The following is an 18,971-nucleotide window of genomic DNA, read 5'->3' on the forward strand; positions in this document are numbered from 1 at the left end:
GAAAAACCGTGAACATTGCCCATTCTAAAGAATCTCCTCTGCTTATAAGTTACCTATATTATACCTTTTTTTGGTTTTATTTGTTAGACAGTCTGGTAAGCCTGGTTGGTGAACTTTTTTCCATCCTCTGCAGACAGTGGAATAAACTCAATTCCTGCTTTGAGTAATTCTTCCTTCTCAACTTCATCTTCTTCCAAGTAATGTTCAACCATTTTCTTTTCATAAGCGGCCGTTGCATGAATGATGGCCTGCTGATCTTCCGGTGATATTTCATTCCATTTATTATCATTCATTAAAATGGTGCAGTTCTGATTCCAGAACGGATGATCCAGTACATATTTTGAAGCATCTGTCCACCCATTTCTCCGGGGTCCTACAAGCCCACCGTATACAAAACCTTTCACCACTCCAGTTTGTAGAGAAGTATAAACTTCTGTCGGAGCAATCATGACGGAAGAGATCCCTATGTTGTTAAAAAAACGTCGATAGTTGGGGGCAGAGCGAATTTGCATGCCCTCTAACTCCTTTAACTCCTCAATCGGTTCATTCAGCCAAATACGCGGTGAGCCTGAGAGCCACCTGCCAATATACTGGACTCCAAGTGATTGATGCTCCCTGACCATTTCATCGTACAATCCATTTTCCCTTTCCTCCGAAGGTGACAGCTGTGAGAGCGGTAAAGCAGAAACAGCCGGCGCCTGTGAATGATATTGACCCGTATATGTAAAAAGCACATCGACAATTTCTGACTTCAATGCTTCAAACTGAAGGTTTACCGGGATGATATTGGCCCCGCCCTTCCAATCAATCCTGACCCTTCCTTCTGTCACTGTTTCAACTTCTTCGATCCATTCATTTAAAGTAATGGCCAGAGGATCATTTTTCGGAAGAAAACTGACAGCTGTAAAAGTGACAGACTCTGATTTTTGTTCACCAGATGCCCCGGTCACCTCTTTATTGCCGCAAGCGCTGATAAAAATCATGCACAACAATAAAAGACCAACGAGTAGTTTTTTCATATAACCACCTTTTTGCGCAAAGTTTTATTTGAAGCAGGGATTCTATCGTGTAAAGGAGTCTTATTAAAAACGTTCAGCCCTCAAGTAGAGCTGAACAGATATGTTAGTCCTTAGTCACTAATGGCTCAACAGCCGGCTTCCGTATTAAACCCAAATGTTCCAATAAATGAATGAACTTTTTAATGGTTTCCAGTTGATATTGATCCATCCCTTTTTCATCGAAGGAATAAAACCCTCTTCCGGTCTTTAATCCGATTTCCCCCTGCTCTATTTTTTCTTGAATGATCTGAGCAGGAGTGAACCTGTCTGTTCCCAATGACCGTTGCAGATGGTTACTTGCATGGTAAAGTGTGTCTGCCCCGCCCCAGTCAATGAACTCCAACAGACCCAGAACGGCAAATCGCAGGCCGAATCCGACTCGGACAGCTTTGTCAATGTCTTCTGGAGAAGCCACTCCATCTTCGACCAGTCTGGCAGCTTCGTTCATGGCAAGCGCCTGAACCCTTGGTACGATATACCCCGGAGAGGGTGCACATTTGACTGGAACTTTCCCAATTCGTTCAAGCAATTGGAAAACATGCCGAAGAACCTTTTCGTTCGTCGCTGTTCCCGGGCTTACTTCCACCAAAGGAATAAGATAGGCAGGGTTCAGCCAGTGAGTATTTAAGAACCTCTCTTTCTGCGTGACCATTTCTGCCAGTTCGTTTGCAGAATAAGCTGACGATGTAGATGCAATCGGCACCTCACTAGGAACTTTAAGACAGATACATTTAAAAGCCTCTCTTTTCGCCTCCGCTATTTCCGGTACCGCTTCAAACACAATATCAGCTTGTTCCCATTGGCAATCTCCTTCTTCCTTGGTGCGAATGTGTATCCGGTCCAAAACCAGTCCAATGGTTTCCTCAGGTAATATGCCGCTTTGAGACAAAATGGACAATTGCCCCCTCATCTCCTGCTTTGCTGTGATGACATATTGCTCAAACTCCTGTTCAGTCCTTCGCTTAAAATCAATCAACATGACTTGAAAGCCTTGATAGGCAAATGTTAAAGCGATTCCCCTGCCCATTCTCCCTGCCCCAGCAATCAGGATGCAGCCCCTAATTGACTTCATATTGAACTAACCCTTTCTGCAGCAACACCTTCAGCTCTTCTCTGGTTTTAGACGACAGGCCGATATTTTCCATCGTCCGCCCTGTTTTCCTTAAATCTTCTTCAACTATGCTGCTTGCTATTGAAAGCAATCCAGCAGCTGTCGGAACCGGTATATTCAGCCATTCACCGAGGGAGACAAGAAAGGCTAAACCGCAGGCAATGTCTTCCCTCAAATACCGGTGCGTCTTCAAATCAAGCGGTTCATACCAATCTGCTCCATCGACCAACTCTTCATGAGCGCCGTTCCCATACATCCATTCGTCGCCGTCCAGATTGTAGTGGTCATCCAAAGGAAAGTGCGGAGCTGTATACCCGAGTGCTTCTCTAATTTTAATCCTCTCTGCATCAAGGGCTTTATGGACATTCCTGACTGATGGCTGAGTCCCTTCATCATGGATATCCCATCTATCGAAGTGTTCGATGGGACCTGCGTTCATAATAATAAGTGGAGGGTGGATAATCGGACCTGCATTCATTAAGGCTCCATCCAGCGCATCCTGTATAGGCTCAACCGATGGATATGCCTGTTTTAATATGTGAAAAGCCCGCTCTGACTGATTGGAAGGAAAGACACCTGTCGGGAGCTTCGTTGCACGTCCTGAAATGGAAACAGTCTCCTCGTCATATTTTCTGGCAAGATAAGGAAGTGTTCCTGTTTCCGCAAAAGCAACGCTTGCTTGGCATCCTTCTTCTGCTAATGCTTTTGACATCAGATAGCTTCCAAAGGTACCTGGCGGAAGAAATATCACCTGGTCATCCTCGAGTATGGGAGCCAGCTGCTTTGCCAAGGGAACCTGTGTCGTCGCAGGTAGTGGAATGACAATCAACTTCGCATCTTGCACTGCTTCTTTTAAATCACTAGTCGCTTTATAGAGCGGTACCTCCCGCGTTCCTTTTCGATCTTTCACATTAATGGTCTGTTTGTCCAATACACCCTTGAACAATTCCTGATTTCTTCTCCACAGCCTGACCCGGTGACCCTGTTCTGTTAAATCAACCGCTGCCGCATAGCAGCCGTTTCCGCCTCCAAGTACTGCGATCTCCATGTGAATTTCCCCCTATTTTTATTTTCCTTTGTATTCCTCAATCAGTTCGTACAGCCTTTTCTGGTACTCTTTTGCCGGCAAGCCTTTTGCCTCTGCCTTTTCAACAGCTTCTTTCTGCGTGGTCTTCAATAGCTCATTCCACTTCTCTTCATCAGACAGCGAAACTACGCTTAGTCCTTCCTCTTCTTCACTCCATTGCATCGCCTCTTGGACATGCTCATCCAAATACTTTCCGGTGAATTCACTCATTTCACTGCTTAGTTCCTCAATGACCTCCTGCACATCCTCTGGCAAGGCATCCCACTTATCCTTGTTCATAACTGCAACAAATGAAGTAATCGTCAACGGATAGTCAGTGACATGTTTGACGGATTCAGCAAGTTTCAAGTCTTTTAGTACCTCTCTGGAAGAAATATTCCCTTCAATAACACCTGTCTGTAACGCTTCGGAGGCTTCATTCTGTGACATTCCTACCGGTGCCGCTCCCAGCTTTTCCATGACTGGGGTCAAACCGCCGGATATTCGCAGTTGTTTTCCCGATAAATCTTTTAAACTGGATATGGCCTCTTTGCTTTGGATGTAGGACGGCTCTGTGGCAAAGGCTGTTATGATTTTAAAATCTTTCAAGGCTTCAGGTGGATACTCCTTCATCAAATCATGTACCACTTGACTTGCGACTTCCGAGTTGGGATAACCGGAAGGTAAGTCTGATATTTCTAATAATGGAAAACGTTTGGGTTCATAAGTTGTCGCGGTAAGCCCTATATCAGCGGTGCCGTTGGCAACCCCGTCAAACATGTTGCTGGCCTCAAGAAGTGTTCCGCCGAAAAACATTTCTATTTTGACTTGCCCATCAGTTCTTGACTCCAATTCTTCCGCCCATTTTTTCATTTGAATCGCAGGAAATGTATTGTCAGGTGCAAAGAAAGCATAAGACAGGGTTATGCTTTCTTTGCCTCCGGATTTATCTCCCGCTGTTTCTTTGGTGCCGCAGGCAGCCATCAGAAATACCATGAAACAACATAAGAAAAGAGTAAGGAATTTCTTTTTCTTTATGAACCTCATCACATTCTCCCCATTATGAGTGATTTAACTCTAGGTAACTCTTATTCTCTTTTAAAGCTGCCGTCCATGATTCCGAGCGCTCATAACAATCGGCGATTTCCATTATGTGATGATCAGAAAAAGGTTTTCCTATCATTTGAAGTCCTACAGGGAAATGATCTTTCGTAAATCCACACGCAACAGACAACGCCGGAAAACCCAAAACATTAGCTAACGGAGTTTTTCCAAGTACAAACATATTGCTTATGGCTTGCTCCGGAACCATCGTTCCAATCTCAAATGGAGGCTGTACATTCGTCGGCCCAATGAGAGCGTCTATACCCTTCATTTGAGTGAGAGTTGATTGAATGAACTTTTTTCTAACCCTTTGTGCATTAATATAAGAAGTTGCCGATATATCCCGTCCATACTGAAAACGATACTTTAGATCATCTCCATATAGATCTCCGTGTTTCTTTAACAGGGGTTCATGATAGGCGACGACCTCGGATTGAGCAATCGTTTTCAATCCTTCAAGGGCACTATCGATAAATGGTAACTCAATGGGAATGATTTCGGCTCCCAATGATTCCAATTGTTGAAAAGCTTTTTCGATGACATTTTTCACATCCGAGTCAATACCTGAATACATATAAGGTTCGTAGAAACCTAGCTTGATACCTTTTAGATTATCCCGTTCATTAAAAGTAGATTTCTGCCCATTAAGTCCAATCATCGCCTCAAGCATAATGGCCGAGTCTTTAATGGTTCTGGTCATTGGTCCTACATGGTCAAGTGACCAGCTAAAAGGAAGGCCCCCTTCCCGGCTGACTAGATCATAGGTGGGTTTGATTCCTGCCGTTCCACACATGGCTGCTGGCAGTCGTATAGACCCCGCCGTGTCAGTTCCTATTGCGCCAAAAGCCATGCCTGCCGCAGTAGCAACCGCCGACCCTCCGCTGGAACCCCCCGGGATATATTTCCCATTCCAAGGATTCCTTGTTCTCCCATAATGAGGGTTTTCCGTTGTGACCCCCATGGCAAATTCATGCAAGTTCGCTTTGCCTATAATGACGGCACCTGCTTCTTTTAAAAGTCGAACCACAGCGGCATCCTCATCAGGCACCCAGTCCCCAAAAATCTTTGAACCCCCAGTGGTTAGAATGTCTTTCGTCTGCACCATATCTTTTACAGCAATTGGTACTCCGTGCAAAGGACTCCGAATATATCCTTTCTGTGCTTCCGTCTCTAATACTTTTGCTTGTTCAAGGGCTTGTTCGTCCGATACTGTGATGAAAGCGTTGAGAGCAGGTTCCACCTGCCGGATACGCTCAATGGTCAGTTTCGTCAATTCCACCGGCGACAGTTCTTTATCCGCAATACGCCTGCTTGTGTTATCAATAGTGTCAAACAAGAGCTCACTCATTTTCATTCTCCTCTGTCCCCTCTAGTGAAAAAGAAAAAGCGGGATCTGTTAATAATAAGGCTTCTTTGTTGACACCCAATAACTCACTTATGTATTCTGCCAACGACAACACACACACCCCATTCTTAAATGTTTCCAATTGTTTTAGACTAAAAATAGAACGATTTTTGGGAACAGCAACAGCAAGCCAATGAAAATTACATATGTGACCAAAAAATAAGCTGTCCCTTTAAAAATGGTCGTTACAGGTGTTTTGGGAGTAAGCCCCTGCACGACGAATACATTCACTCCAACAGGCGGAGTAATGGCTCCCATACTGGTCACAACACATAGGAGGACAGCAAACCAGATAGGATCATATCCCAGTGCCAAAACGGTCGGATAAAACACTGGGATTGAAATCATTAAAAATCCAAGTGCATCCATAATCGATCCGCCAACGATGTAAATGATCAAAATCGAGATCAACACGAAAATCGGCGGGACAGGAAGGTTGGTCACCCACTCAGATACTTCATAGGGCAGCCTCGTGATCGTTAAGAATCTACCAAATACCATGGCTCCAACTACTAACATCATGACCATCGCTGATGAGCGGAGTGCTCCCGCAATGGCAATTTGGAAATTTTTCCAGTTCAGCTTACCCATAGCCAACGACAGTATAATTGCTCCAAAGGCTCCGAATGCCCCTGATTCTGTCGGTGTGAAAAATCCTTTGTACAACCCGCCGATGACAAAGATGAACAAAAGGGCGATCGGGATGACATCCTTAAGAGACTTCACTTTCTCTCCCATGCTGAATCGCTCTCCGGCCGGACCAAAATCCGGATTTCTTTTACATAGAAAGACAACGGTTAATATAAGGAGAATAGTGAGAAAGATCCCTGGAACAATACTTGCGATAAAAAGATCTTTAATCGATTGCTCCATCTGAAGCGCCAAAACGATTAATACAGTACTTGGAGGAATGATAATCCCCAGAGTACCTCCTGTTGCAATGCTTCCAGTGCTGAGGGCTTTGTTGTACCCGTATTTATTTAGTTCAGGAAGGGACATCGTCCCCATCGTTGCTGCTGTTGCTGAGTTGGAACCACAGATTGAGGCAAAACCGGCACTCGCCAAAATAGTCGTGCTTGCCATTCCTCCGTGATAATGTCCAACCCACTTATATGCAGATTCAAACAGCCTTTCAGCAATGCCTGTTCGAAAGACCACTTCCCCCATTAATATGTAAAGAGGGATTACACTTAAAGAGTAACTGGAAAATTGATTCCATAAGTCTGCACTTAACACATTGTAAGCGGCTTTTGGAGATGCTGCTAACAGCAAACCTACAAAACCCACAATGAACATAGAAAAGCTTAACGGCATTCTCAAGAACATCAACACGAAAAGAACGCAGATCCCTAATACAGCCAAAAGAATTGGATCCATTATCTTGCCTCCCTCCACACTTCAATGGTTTCTTTTATTAAGGTTAGCACCAGGCTGAAAAAACCGATGGAACATAAAATGACCAACGGATAAAAAGCAACCTGCATTGTTTCTGATACGACACCGCTCTGTTTCAAACCCATTCCATACAAGGTAATTTGCCAGCCAGCCATGGCAAAGAACAAGATGCTAATTACATTTACCATTGAGTGTGTCAGCTTTTGCAGTCCCGAAGAAAATTTCACAATGAACAGGTCAATGAACACATGGCCTTTGTGCAACTGTGCATATCCAAGTGAAAAGACGGCGGTCAAGGCTCCAAGCCAGCTGACCAGTTCAACAGTCCCGGCAATGGGATCAGAGAATAATCGCTTGATAGAATTAAAGACGATCAATAGCATCATGCAAATGAGAGATAGACCGGCTAAAAAAGCCAGTCCCTGATTAAAAGAATCTATTATTCTAAAGAAGATATTTGGTTTACCTGTGCTTGGTGGAGCATCAGTCGAATCTTTATGCGCCGTAATTTTCGGGTTTTCAGTGTCTAATTGGATGGACTGTTCTGCCATGTTCGAACCTCCTATATTCCATTACTTGAATTGCTCGTTGTATTTTTCAATTAAAGATCTCATATCCTCAAGGTATTCCTTTGCAGGCTGCCCATCCTTCTCTAGCTTTTCAACATACTCTTCTTGCATTTGATTCAATCGCTCATCCCATGACTTTTTCTCACTTTCGGACAATTTAACAATTTCGAGGTCGTGGGTTTCCTGGCTCCATGTAATGGATTCTTGAACATGATTGTCTAAATAATCACCGGTAAACTCCGTCATCTCCCTATTTAACTCATCAATTGCCTGTTGAACATCTTCAGGCAAAGAATCCCATTTATCTTTGTTCATAACAGCAATAAAGGTGTTAAGCGCCAAAGGATAATCAGTAACATAGCTGACCATTTCTGCCAGTTTCGTATCTTTTAAGATTTCTCTTGATGAAACGTATCCCTCAACAACCCCTGTTTGTAATGCTTCAGGAACTTCAGCCTGCGACATCCCAACTGGTGCAGCTCCCAGCTCCTCCATGATCGGTGTAAGTGCACCAGCGATTCTCAGTTGTTTTCCCTTTAATTCTTTAATAGAAGAAATTGGCTTTTTGCTCTGTATATAAGCAGGTTCAGTCGCAAAAGTTGTAATGATTTTAAAATCTTTCAGTGCTTCCGGCGGGTATTTCTCTACCAGATCAGCTGCTACATGACTCGTCGATTTGGCATTTGCATAGCCTGATGGCATATCAGAAATGGCCAGAAGGGGAAACCTGCCCGGCTCATAGGATGTAGAGGTTAGCCCGATGTCAGCCGTCCCATTCGCTACTCCATCATACATATTGTTCGCTTCCAATAAGGTACCACCTGGAAAAAGCTCAACTTCCACTTTTCCATCTGTCTTCTCTTCAAGCCGCTTTTTCCACTCTTCCATCTGAACTGCAGGAAATGTCCCTGCTGGAGCAAAAAATGCATAGGTTAACTTGATTACGTCACCTTTACTTTTATTAGTAGCTGATTTCTCGGAACCGTCTGCCCCGCAGGCACTTAGAATGACAGCTGCCAATAGCAATGGGATAAGAACGAACAATCTCTTCATTTTTCCACCTCTTCTTTAATATGTGCAGCAAACTATTTTTCCACTAAGAAAAATGGTCGTCCAATCGAGGCTTCCAGTCGGAAATAACGATCCAGTCCTGCCTCTCGAAAGGAATGCGTCATATTTGTAACCGTTTGCAAATCAGGGATGTTGAATAGGAAGCATGCATGCCAGTTATTCGGACCTGCATGTCCGGCAGTAAAAATATCCCTGTCAAAGGTACCCAATAGCTCAGATCCGTTGTCTCTCCAGCTTTCCAATATTTGATTAAGCGCCGGAAGGATTTCTTTTTCCTTCTGCTCTTTTGATGTATCAAACCACCCTGTGGATTCGAATGTCATAAAAACTCTTAGTGGATTGGGGATTTCAGGTGCCCCATGTTTAATTTCACTCATTTTTACATACTCCTCTCATTATTAACGCACTCATACTCCGCAGCTCATATCAAAACTAGCTTCAGTGATATAATCTTTTTTCGAAGCAAGAAAGCTTACTAGCTTCTCGGCCTCCTCCGCTGTTCCAACATGAAGGCTTCCTTTCATTTTTTCAGTTTCAGTGGATTCATTTCAGATGCAACGGAATTAACTGTGATTCCCTAGCCGGCACCCTGACAACAGGTACCAGATTTGTTACCTGCTTTACCATAGTCTTTCATTATTTACTGCAAAATTTCTTCCATAACACGCATGGCATTACCGCCGGCTGCTTTGATGATTTCTGTACGATCGTATCCTTGGTTCACCATCCATGCGATCATGTTTTTCATGGCTTCAGCGGGATTTTCAAGTCCTTCTACATAGGGGGATTCATGAAACTCCTCGCCGCTGTGTGAATCGGAAATCCCCAACCGGTCATCAAAGGCATGCTGTATAGCTGAGTGGTCACCGAAGAAAGTGTCCGGACCGAAACCGACATGTTCAATTCCGACCAGCTCAACTAGGTATTCAAAGTGCTCCATCACTGATTCAATGGAATGGTTTGAATGGTTTCTTGTCAAGGTGGTATTTGGTGCTGCGCAGACACCAATCAGTCCCCCTTTTCCAGCACAAGCCTTTAATACCTCATCGGGCTTCATCGTGCTCCTGCATGTGTGATAAGCACCGGCTGAGTGCTGGCTTCAATCACATCCATGCTTGTCCGGTCCCCACAGTGTGAAATATCGATCATCATCCCCAACTGATTCATTCTTTCAATGACTTGTTGGCCAAAATGGGTTAATCCACTGTCATCCTTTTCTCCCAGCCCCGACCCCAGTGTATTGGCTTGGTTATATGTAGTTCCCATACAGCGAATTCCAAGCCCGTACAGGACATCGACACGGTCAACCTCATTTTCCAATGCGCTTGCCGCCTCCAGGGACGGCAGGAGCGCTATTTGCCGATTCACCTTCGCCTGCTTGACATCTTGAAAATTGTTTGCAATACATACTGTCCTCTGTTTTTGTATATCCGCATATCTGATCCCGAGTAAGTAAATCACATCATCCCACTTCAAGCCATTATTTGAAGTGATGAGTGAAATTCCATCCATAAAGTTCTCAAAGATGATATCAATGCCTGACCGGGCAATACCTTCATAATGGAAATGAGTATGCAGTTGACTGCAGTATGGAATAATATCTTTATCATTCTTCGGAGAGATGAAACCATGATCCCGCAGCGACACAATCTGCTCCGTTTCCATAATGTCATTCAAAAGCCTTTCTTTCTCTTCCTTTAAATCCAAAGTAAAATGGGGGACCCGGTCAAGTTCGTACGAAAGTTCATACTCTCTAAAGTCCTTACCGGGTTGTAAATAACTGAAAGAGCGATACCCATCATACTTTTTCCCATTTATAGAGCCTATTATTGTTCTACCTTCTTTCTAATTTCAAATTGTTCTTTCATCGGAAAAGCTTCCTGCCAAGTTTTCTTGTTATCGTCATATAAGCCGTCACTGTATAAGGTTTTTAAAGACTTATTATCAAGCTTCATCGGATCTTTTCCATCCCTGAATGCTTTCGCTTGGGTAAGGAGCAATCTTCTCATATGAATGATCGGTATATCACTTGTTCCCAAGCGCTCGCGTGAACGGTCAACGATTGCGCCCATCGTCTCTGTAGCTGCATGGTCCTGGTTGGCAATCCCTCGAATTCCCGTAAAGTTGGCTGTTTTTTGCAGTTCACGATCTTGGCCATACTCATTTTCCATGTTGATTTTTTTCTTGTAGTCTTCATCCAAAACCAAGCCCCTTCTGGCATGCTGAGCTGCTACATCTATCGTTCCCTCATGGGTAAACTGGACATCCCAAGTCCACGTGCTATGGTCATCCCTTGGTATGAAGGCATGCCACATTCCATCTTCTCCACCAAACCGAGGTGGGTAAGTATAAAACGGGAAAATGTAATGAATTTCCATGAAGGCATTCTTTTCTTCAGATCCGATTCCAACGGCTATACAGCGTTTTCCGTAATTTGTATCTTGAACAGCCTGCTTTACAGGCGGATTTTTCACAAGCGGGTGGTCAGGGTCGATCCCCAGGTCACTGCTTAAAATTCCTTCTTGGACGTTTTGTTCCTGGTGGGCCCTGTGCAAGAAGGCGGCATGCACAAAATCCAGGTCATTTTCCATTGCTTGCGCATAGTTACACTCTTGCCATACACGTTCTATTAATTTGCTTTCTTCGGGCAATCCCATCCAATAGAATTCAGGAAACGGAGGCATATGCTCTTCCGGCCCCATATACGTCCAAATGATTCCACTGACCTCTTTAACCGGGTAGTTTTTCAATTTGATCGATTGTCTGAACTTGCCATCGGTCGGTTCGGATGGAATCTCCGTACAGTTGCCCTCAGTATCAAACTTCCAGCCATGATACATACATCGAATTCCGCAGCCTGCATTGATTCCGTAATATAACGATGTTCCCCGATGTGGACAGCGCTCATCAATGAGTCCAACCTTTCCCTCTGTATCCCGAAAAGCCACCAACGCTTCCCCCAGCAATTTTACACGCTGCGGTTTTCCGTCCTTCGCTAGTTCTTCAGATCGGAGAGCCGGTATCCAATATCTCCGGAACATATCCCCCATCGGGGTACCGGGGTCTGTTTGAGTTAAAAGCTGATTATCTTCTTTTGATAGCATTTTGTCTTGCCTCCTAATATATAAATTTGATATATGATTTCAATTGATCAGGTTACAGCCAAGTCCTTCATTTTCCGTATTTCTCCCCTGAAAAATAATAGAGGATTTTTTTCCTTGTCATAATTGGCTTTCTTCACCTTACCGGTAATGATATAATGGTCGCCGCCTTCAAATATTTCGTCTACATTGCATTCGAGAGTAGCCAAGTTCCCTTGGAGAACAGGTACTCCATCTTCAGATAATGTGTAATCGGCATCGGCAAATTTATCCTGCCCCCTTTTGGCAAACCCCCAGCAATCTGCTTCCTGACCCTGTTGAAGAATATTGACAACAAATGGACGGTTCTTTTTAAAAGCTTCAATACTTCTAGCTTGTTTATCAATGCAAACGAGGATCAATGGAGGGTCCAGCGAGAGGGATGAGAAAGCATTCGCTGTCAAACCGATATTTCCCCCCTCGTTTGTTGTTGTAATGACTGTTACACCTGTGGCAAAATGCCCCAATGTGTTTCTAAATTCTCGCGAATCCATATTCTATTCCTCCTCATTTTTTCTGTTATTGGCTATGCAATTGTTAAGTCATCCACATTGCCAAGCAAAAGCAATATCTGCAGGGAAAGCTGTACCTGAAATCTGCTGTTGGAATCAGATAAGTCTATTTCCAGCAACTCTTCAATTTTTTGAACCCTATAACGCATTCCACTGATGGAAATGCACATTTCTCTTGCTGTTTTATGAAGATTGAACTCATTTTGGGAATACTGCATAAGGGTATGTAACAATTCTGCATTTCTTCTTTCATCGTACTCGATCAAAGTTTTTAAGTTTTCACTTGCAAAGGCTTCCAATTCTTCCGGGTCTCTTGCACTCAGAAAGAGTGTCAAGTGTCCAAGTTCATTAGCAAGGACGACTTTATTATCAGTTTTCTTCCAAATGGCCAATTCCACTGCCCGCTTCACTTCCTGGAACTTTTTGTAAAAATCGGATACGTCCTTTGTCTGGTCGCTTAATCCAATATACACGTTGGACAAACCCAACTTTTTTATCAGCTGTTCACCAAAGTGTTTTGGGGATTTATACCTCTTATCAATTGAATTTTTAGCAATAATTGCTTGTATGCAATTTAATTTGGGCAATAATAATGGCTGATTATCTTCGTATAAAAATTCTTGATAGATATATTCAGAGATTTTGTTTCTTATTTTTAAATATTCATAATCATCAATCTCTTTTGCGCTGGCTTTTTCCTGGATGACAACATACATGACGTAGTGTTCGGTAGAAAGGTTGTAGTCGAGGTATGAAAACCTGTCATATATTTCCTTTCTGTTAATTTCTTTATTATTAAGCAGCTGCTCCAAGAGTTCGCCTTTTAAGCGTTGTTCTGTTTCAATGGCAACCCTTTCATTTTGCATATGGAGAGCTGAAATAATCGCTGCCCTTTCTAGCAAGTCCTTGTAAAAATCATCACTCTCATCGATAACGATCGTTATATAACCGAATATTTTACTTTCTATTAAAATAGGGGTGGTTAATAATTTAAACGTTTTATCTTTGTGTGACCATTCAACAAAAGAATTGCCGGCCAGGTCTTTTAATTTTTCTTTTATATTGGTGACACTCATATATTTATGAATCCCCGGGATTTCTCCGTGTTCAGCCAGCTTTTCAAAGTGCTTGCCCTCAATCAAGACCGGGCAATGGAGGCTTTTCCCTATCGTTTCCGCAAATCCCGGCAGCCCCTTCCCCAGTAGCATATCTTGGGTAAGTTTCTGGCTAAGAGTATATCCGATCTTGAGCCGTTCTTTCTGCTGTTCAATTCTTTTGTACATCTGGTCCAGCTCTTTAGCCATATCAGTATCTTCAAAAAAGAAGAGCTCCTCCGAAATCTCTTCTCCCCATTCCTCTACTGTCTTACCGATATAGCTGCAATGGTCATCTCCTTTTCCTTTGCAATTGATTTCTTTAAAGATCACCTTTTTACCCATGCATTCACTTGTGTATCCGCTTGCATAACCGATTAAAAAATAGCAGACTGGTTCATGGTGCTTGCCTGAATAAGTTAAATGTTGGTTCGCCTCATAAGAATCAATCCAGTATCCGGAGACATTAAATTGGCCCCTTTCCATATCCACCTGAAAATTCTTAGGGTATGACAGGACCCTCCCTGTGAGGTGGTGCACCTTTGAGCCGGCTATCAGCCATTCAATATCATCTTTCCAATCAATTGCTTCCTTTAGAATCCTTGCTTCATGAACACCGCAGTTCCATCCATATCGGAGCAAAAACCTCTTCGCCCTGCTAATGCCAAGGGCATTGGTTAAATCCTTCCGGAGCAACCCCCAGGCATCTGTGCTTGTAAAAGTCAGTTGCAAGTCCTTTAGTTTCATTCCAGATTTTTCTTCAGTAGTTATTAAGTGGCTTAATGAGAGTTCATGTGCCTTAATTCCCAAAGATATCACCCTTATTCATAAGTTTGATTCTCATTTAAGCACTTATCTGTGAAATAATAAAGGTGACTTTTGACTCCACCTTTCCCAAACTGTAGATACATCTCACTTTGATCCGGCTTCTTCTTTTCATTAACATAAGCCAAGAATTGTAATATTGTTTTCCTTCTGGCAGTTATGTCGGTCACCCCATAGTTGAAAAACCAATCGTCAATGACATTAAACACTCCGCGATTGATGGAATATTTTCTTCTGCATAAACTGGTGAATTCCAGATCGGGTAAGTTTACCAGTCGCTCATACCGATCGAATTCGGATTCAGAAACAATGTTTACCTTATTAATGTTCATGTAAGATAACCTCTCCGCCAATATTTGAATTACTTGGAAATAACTTCAGGTAACCATGTCTGTGTTTCTGCTATTGTCCATATGCTCGATTGATCATGTAGGTCTCTATACTGCTCCGGGTTTTGCATCTCGGCATAAAGGCCACTTTTCATTCTCTCACCCTTTAAATAATAAATATAAAATGATTGTCATAAATTGTTTTTTCTTAACTATCTCAATTTTATGTCATGGGATTTCCACAAACAATGAACGATTCAGTCTAAAGAGTAACTATTTTCTGTATTATTGTGCCGAATTACGTAAGTAACAATGATTCATTAAACAAGCAAGGATCCTTTCTTAATTTTAGTTTTGCAAACCTATGGCCTTGCCTTTTTAGCCGAAATATCCGAAGATATGAGCGGACTCCCAAACTGTATTCTCCTAGATTTTTAATAAATAAACACCTAATTATTCACCCGCTCAACAAGCTGTAAAAGCTCCCGACTCGGCCCCCAAAAAAGAATCATGCGTCCACCTTCAAGGGTTGACTTAATTTCATCGGAACAAAATTCTACATTTTTATCCTTTAAATAGCCGATGGCCGCCTCTATACTTTTTTATGAAGGCCACCTAGCGAAAGCACGGTAGAAAACTTGTGTCTACTTTCTTGACATAGTATCACTTCAGCATGATGAAAAAATATAGACACACTTGAAACAGTTTTAGGAAAAGAATAAATAAAGGCCTGTCCTCTATCCTTCAAAGCAAAGTTAGAAAACAAGCCCTTTATCAAGCAAATTTCGTAGCGATTAATGGGTGGTCCTCTTCCAAAAACGGTGTGCGGAAACAGCCTTTGTAAACTCTTCTATAAACTCACTTGGGGCATCCCCGATAACAACCCCTTCGTGGCTGGGTAATTGCAGTGCAAGTATGAATTCCTTCCCATGAAATGAAGCTCCTACAGGTTTATAATGGGAATAAGCTTCCTTTATGAAATAAGAAGCGGATTGTGAAAAGGAATTTCCAGTTTTGGCCCCTCCGACAACATATACTGAATCAAATAACACGGAATCACTTGTCAGAAAAGTATGGTCCACTTCTAAAGCAATCCCTTCTCCACCTTTAATCATTCCTTGTGCTTCACTAATGATCAAAGGACGGATGCCGGTTTTTTGCAGGGCTTCTAATATAATCGGAAGATTTTTGTCAAACCCTTCCCCAACCAAGACAGCCATTTTTCTGGTATCCGGTCGTTTCACTGTATTTTCCTGACTAAGTGCGGGAGAGGACTTTGTGATTGTCGGCCCTTGAAAGCTGTCAGGTGGATGGACACCGATTTTGCGGGCAACAGCTTGCGCCAATCCAAGATCAATATTTGCCAACATATCAACTACTTGTTGACGGACCGTCTTTTCCTTGCACATACCCAATTCAAAGCTAAAAGCATTTGTAATATGCTCTTTTTCCGGCTCACTCATGCTATTCCAAAACATGATCGCCTGGGAAAAGTGATCTTTGAAACTGTCACTCCGCGCTTGGATTTTTCTGCCCTCAACCTTTTCTTGATAGTGAATATATCCTCCTTCTTCTTCGCTGGACGTTGAAGGTGTATTGCCCGCAAGGGCATTTTTATGGTAGCTTACCTGACCGACATTGATCGTTTGTCTCCCATATCCATCCCTTTGATTATTATGGAATGGGCAGATCGGCCGGTTAATCGGCAACTCATGAAAATTAGGTCCGCCAAGTCGAATGAGCTGGGTATCTGTATAAGAAAACAATCTTCCTTGCAGAAGAGGATCATTTGTAAAATCAATTCCCGGCACCACATTTCCCGGATGAAAGGCCACTTGTTCCGTTTCGGCAAAAACATTATCCACATTCCGATTCAACGTCATTTTTCCAACGATCTTAACCGGGATATCTTCTTCCGGCCATATTTTAGTCGGATCTAAAATATCAAAATCAAACATAAACTCGTCTTTTTCATCTATGATCTGCACACCAAGCTCATATTCCGGGTAGTCCCCATTTTCAATTGCTTCATATAAATCCTGCCGATGAAAGTCCGGGTTCTTTCCATTCAATTTTTGCGCTTCGTCCCATACAACTGAATGGACACCCAGCTTCGGCTTCCAATGAAATTTCACAAAAAAAACTTTGCCTTCCTCGTTTACAAAACGGAAGGTATGAACACCGAACCCTTCCATCATGCGGAAGCTGCGCGGTATCGCCCTGTCGGACATGGCCCACATCACCATATGGGCAGATTCCTGGTTATTGGCCACAAAGTCCCAAAAAGTATCATGGGCGGTCGCCGCCTGCGGAATTTCATTGTGCGGCTCAGGCTTGATCGCATGAATCAGGTCAGGGAATTTGATGGCGTCTTGAATGAAGAATACCGGTATATTGTTGCCGACCAAATCATAGTTGCCTTCTTCCGTATAAAATTTCGTCGCAAAACCGCGCACATCCCTCGCCAGTTCACCCGAACCACGAGACCCGGCCACAGTGGAAAATCTAACAAATACAGGTGTTTTCTTTCCGGGCTCTTGTAAAAATCTAGCTTTTGTATATTTTTTCAGTGATTCATATACTTCAAACTCACCGTGTGCCGCATATCCTCTCGCATGCACCACTCTCTCCGGGATCCGCTCATGATCGAAGTGGGTTATTTTTTCCCGAAAATGAAAGTCCTCCATCAGAGTGGGCCCCCGTTTGCCCGCTTTCAGTGAAAACTCATCCTCTGACACTTTCAGGCCCTGGTTTGTCGTCAATTTCTTACCTTCGTCATAAGAGCGATACCGCTCTAATTGCTCGTCTTTTTCATTGTGGTTCAGCTTATCGTCTTTGCTCATTTTATATAACCTCCCCAAAAAAGATCTCCACTCATCCCCTACCCTTACACCGGATGATAAAACTGAGAATTTCGGAGGATATTTCATACAGAAAGAAAAAGCGCTAGCCCATGCCAAAAGCTGTTCAACTAGCTTATAAGCAGTATCACGGCTGCTCGCGTTTGGCAAATGAAGCATCAACACCTCTTGAACTTGTCACAAAGTTTTAGCATGCAATCTAACACTTTCTTTCCATATAAAAAACAGCGGAGATTTCCCCCTCCACTGTTTGATATTTTCCTGTTCTAAGTACGAATGTTACATATAGTACCAACCACCGTTACATATAATTTAAAAATCTATCAATTTCTTCTTCGGTGTTGTAAAAATGTGGCGAAACTCTAATTCCGCTTCTATAATTGACCATTACATGATGTTTAGCGAAATTCTCCAAGTTTCCGCCTTGAAATAAAGTAATGCCTGATATACTGTCTTCCGGAGACAATAACGTTACATGAGGAATTGTTTTAAGACCTGAGCGCAAGCGCTTCGTCAACTTTTGTACTCGCTCATTGATATATTGTTTCCAGGGCAGTAATACACTCAATGTTTCGTGTACTCCTGCAATGGCGGAAAAATTCATATTCCCTGTTTCATACCGCCGAGCATCCTTGCTTAAATGAAAATCAATCTTTTCATATTCAAATGGGGCTTCCATACTAGCCCATCCAACCCAGGGCATCCGCATCTTGTTCATAGTAAGTTTATTTATATAGACGAATGAAACGCCATCGGGTCCCATCGCCCATTTATAAAACCCGCTCACAAGCACATCGACGTGTATTTGTGACAAATCCAACTCACGGCTACAAAACCCTTGAATGGCATCTACTACAAACAAAATATTATTTTCTTTGCAAAAATCTCCTAACCTTTGAATGTCTATCATATTACCATTTGTGGCACTCACCCAACTTACACTAATCACTTTTGTTTTGGATGTGACAGATGCAATAATATGATCAACTGTCAGGCGGTTATCAGTAAAAGGAACCGTCTTCACATTCACCCCACATTCTTGTTGTAAAGCAAGCCAAGGATAAACATTCGACGGAAATTCTTTGTCTGGTATAATGACTTCATCTCCTTCAGACAATAAAAATCCTTGTGCTGCCAAGTTGATTCCTGCAGAAGTATTCCATAAAAACGCTATTTCACTTGATTGTACATGGAGCCACTCGGCTACTAATGAACGCGTTTCCTCTATCAGATTCCACCATTTTGGAAAATCAGGTCCATCTTTTTGTCTTTCCAAATGAAAGTCATGAATGCGGTTAACTACATCAGTATGAAGCGGGGACATTGCCGCATGATCCAAATAAATCTTCTCATTTACAATCGGAATGCCTTCCCGGAAGCGATCTATTGCTTCATTATTCATGTTCTCCCACTCTCTTTCTTATTCGGGAA

The 18,971-nt window shown here is 42.7% G+C and carries 15 protein-coding genes and 1 pseudogene; all 16 read right to left on the reverse strand.

The window, feature by feature from the left end:
* Positions 1-83: 83 nt before the first annotated feature.
* The 16 genes and pseudogenes from dctP (JOC94_RS20365) to JOC94_RS20440 all read right to left on the reverse strand — a co-directional run bounded on the left by dctP (JOC94_RS20365) (position 84) and on the right by JOC94_RS20440 (position 18,942).
* Positions 84-1,019, reverse strand: coding sequence for a TRAP transporter substrate-binding protein DctP (gene dctP / locus JOC94_RS20365; protein ID WP_205180247.1), 936 nt, complete (start codon positions 1,017-1,019; stop codon positions 84-86).
* A gap of 103 nt (positions 1,020-1,122) precedes the next feature.
* Positions 1,123-2,130 carry a 3-hydroxybutyryl-CoA dehydrogenase gene (locus JOC94_RS20370; protein ID WP_205180249.1) on the reverse strand — a complete coding sequence of 336 codons (1,008 nt, stop codon included), beginning with the start codon at positions 2,128-2,130 and terminating at the stop codon, positions 1,123-1,125.
* Positions 2,117-3,217 carry an NAD/NADP octopine/nopaline dehydrogenase family protein gene (locus tag JOC94_RS20375; RefSeq protein WP_205180251.1) on the reverse strand — a complete coding sequence of 367 codons (1,101 nt, stop codon included), beginning with the start codon at positions 3,215-3,217 and terminating at the stop codon, positions 2,117-2,119. Before JOC94_RS20375 ends, JOC94_RS20370 begins: the two co-directional genes overlap by 14 nt.
* Before the next feature lie 18 nt (positions 3,218-3,235).
* Positions 3,236-4,282 (reverse strand): TRAP transporter substrate-binding protein, encoded by a 1,047-nt coding sequence (locus JOC94_RS20380; RefSeq protein WP_205180254.1) that lies wholly within the window; start codon positions 4,280-4,282, stop codon positions 3,236-3,238.
* 13 nt (positions 4,283-4,295) lie between these two features.
* Positions 4,296-5,693 carry an amidase gene (locus tag JOC94_RS20385; protein WP_236017167.1) on the reverse strand — a complete coding sequence of 466 codons (1,398 nt, stop codon included), beginning with the start codon at positions 5,691-5,693 and terminating at the stop codon, positions 4,296-4,298.
* A gap of 138 nt (positions 5,694-5,831) precedes the next feature.
* Positions 5,832-7,121 (reverse strand): TRAP transporter large permease, encoded by a 1,290-nt coding sequence (locus JOC94_RS20390; protein WP_205180255.1) that lies wholly within the window; start codon positions 7,119-7,121, stop codon positions 5,832-5,834.
* Positions 7,121-7,690: a TRAP transporter small permease gene (locus JOC94_RS20395; RefSeq protein WP_205180257.1), complete on the reverse strand. Its 570-nt coding sequence runs from the start codon at positions 7,688-7,690 to the stop codon at positions 7,121-7,123. The genes JOC94_RS20390 and JOC94_RS20395 overlap by 1 nt, the downstream gene beginning before the upstream one ends.
* 21 nt (positions 7,691-7,711) lie before the next feature.
* On the reverse strand, positions 7,712-8,761 hold the full coding sequence (gene dctP / locus JOC94_RS20400) for a TRAP transporter substrate-binding protein (protein ID WP_205180259.1): 1,050 nt from the start codon (positions 8,759-8,761) through the stop codon (positions 7,712-7,714).
* Between the two features lie 32 nt (positions 8,762-8,793).
* Positions 8,794-9,156 (reverse strand): hypothetical protein, encoded by a 363-nt coding sequence (locus JOC94_RS20405; RefSeq protein WP_205180261.1) that lies wholly within the window; start codon positions 9,154-9,156, stop codon positions 8,794-8,796.
* Positions 9,157-9,419: 263 nt separating this feature from the next.
* Positions 9,420-10,444 (reverse strand): annotated as a pseudogene (locus JOC94_RS23600) (dipeptidase).
* A 161-nt stretch (positions 10,445-10,605) separates the two neighbouring features.
* Positions 10,606-11,883: a Rieske 2Fe-2S domain-containing protein gene (locus JOC94_RS20415; RefSeq protein ID WP_205180263.1), complete on the reverse strand. Its 1,278-nt coding sequence runs from the start codon at positions 11,881-11,883 to the stop codon at positions 10,606-10,608.
* 47 nt (positions 11,884-11,930) lie between these two features.
* Complete coding sequence (locus tag JOC94_RS20420) at positions 11,931-12,413, reverse strand: flavin reductase family protein (protein ID WP_205180264.1); 483 nt, start codon at positions 12,411-12,413, stop codon at positions 11,931-11,933.
* A gap of 32 nt (positions 12,414-12,445) precedes the next feature.
* Positions 12,446-14,335: a XylR N-terminal domain-containing protein gene (locus tag JOC94_RS20425; RefSeq protein ID WP_205180265.1), complete on the reverse strand. Its 1,890-nt coding sequence runs from the start codon at positions 14,333-14,335 to the stop codon at positions 12,446-12,448.
* 11 nt (positions 14,336-14,346) lie between these two features.
* Complete coding sequence (locus JOC94_RS20430) at positions 14,347-14,682, reverse strand: hypothetical protein (protein WP_205180266.1); 336 nt, start codon at positions 14,680-14,682, stop codon at positions 14,347-14,349.
* Positions 14,683-15,473: 791 nt separating this feature from the next.
* Positions 15,474-17,522 (reverse strand): catalase, encoded by a 2,049-nt coding sequence (locus JOC94_RS20435; protein WP_205180267.1) that lies wholly within the window; start codon positions 17,520-17,522, stop codon positions 15,474-15,476.
* Positions 17,523-17,841: 319 nt separating this feature from the next.
* Complete coding sequence (locus JOC94_RS20440) at positions 17,842-18,942, reverse strand: aminotransferase class V-fold PLP-dependent enzyme (protein WP_205180268.1); 1,101 nt, start codon at positions 18,940-18,942, stop codon at positions 17,842-17,844.
* Positions 18,943-18,971: the final 29 nt, after the last annotated feature.

Source organism: Siminovitchia thermophila (genome assembly GCF_016909185.1).
Classification (GTDB): domain Bacteria; phylum Bacillota; class Bacilli; order Bacillales; family Bacillaceae_C; genus Siminovitchia; species Siminovitchia thermophila.

What these genes read in the sequence shown, in the direction of transcription:
- dctP (WP_205180247.1), bottom strand. Translation starts at nt 1,019, where the DNA reads ATGAAAAAACTACTCGTTGGTCTTTTATTGTTGTGCATGATTTTTATC.
- JOC94_RS20370 (WP_205180249.1), bottom strand. Translation starts at nt 2,130, where the DNA reads ATGAAGTCAATTAGGGGCTGCATCCTGATTGCTGGGGCAGGGAGAATG.
- JOC94_RS20375 (WP_205180251.1), bottom strand. Translation starts at nt 3,217, where the DNA reads ATGGAGATCGCAGTACTTGGAGGCGGAAACGGCTGCTATGCGGCAGCG.
- JOC94_RS20380 (WP_205180254.1), bottom strand. Translation starts at nt 4,282, where the DNA reads ATGAGGTTCATAAAGAAAAAGAAATTCCTTACTCTTTTCTTATGTTGT.
- JOC94_RS20385 (WP_236017167.1), bottom strand. Translation starts at nt 5,693, where the DNA reads ATGAAAATGAGTGAGCTCTTGTTTGACACTATTGATAACACAAGCAGG.
- JOC94_RS20390 (WP_205180255.1), bottom strand. Translation starts at nt 7,121, where the DNA reads ATGGATCCAATTCTTTTGGCTGTATTAGGGATCTGCGTTCTTTTCGTG.
- JOC94_RS20395 (WP_205180257.1), bottom strand. Translation starts at nt 7,690, where the DNA reads ATGGCAGAACAGTCCATCCAATTAGACACTGAAAACCCGAAAATTACG.
- dctP (WP_205180259.1), bottom strand. Translation starts at nt 8,761, where the DNA reads ATGAAGAGATTGTTCGTTCTTATCCCATTGCTATTGGCAGCTGTCATT.
- JOC94_RS20405 (WP_205180261.1), bottom strand. Translation starts at nt 9,156, where the DNA reads ATGAGTGAAATTAAACATGGGGCACCTGAAATCCCCAATCCACTAAGA.
- JOC94_RS20415 (WP_205180263.1), bottom strand. Translation starts at nt 11,883, where the DNA reads ATGCTATCAAAAGAAGATAATCAGCTTTTAACTCAAACAGACCCCGGT.
- JOC94_RS20420 (WP_205180264.1), bottom strand. Translation starts at nt 12,413, where the DNA reads ATGGATTCGCGAGAATTTAGAAACACATTGGGGCATTTTGCCACAGGT.
- JOC94_RS20430 (WP_205180266.1), bottom strand. Translation starts at nt 14,682, where the DNA reads ATGAACATTAATAAGGTAAACATTGTTTCTGAATCCGAATTCGATCGG.
- JOC94_RS20435 (WP_205180267.1), bottom strand. Translation starts at nt 17,522, where the DNA reads ATGAGCAAAGACGATAAGCTGAACCACAATGAAAAAGACGAGCAATTA.
- JOC94_RS20440 (WP_205180268.1), bottom strand. Translation starts at nt 18,942, where the DNA reads ATGAATAATGAAGCAATAGATCGCTTCCGGGAAGGCATTCCGATTGTA.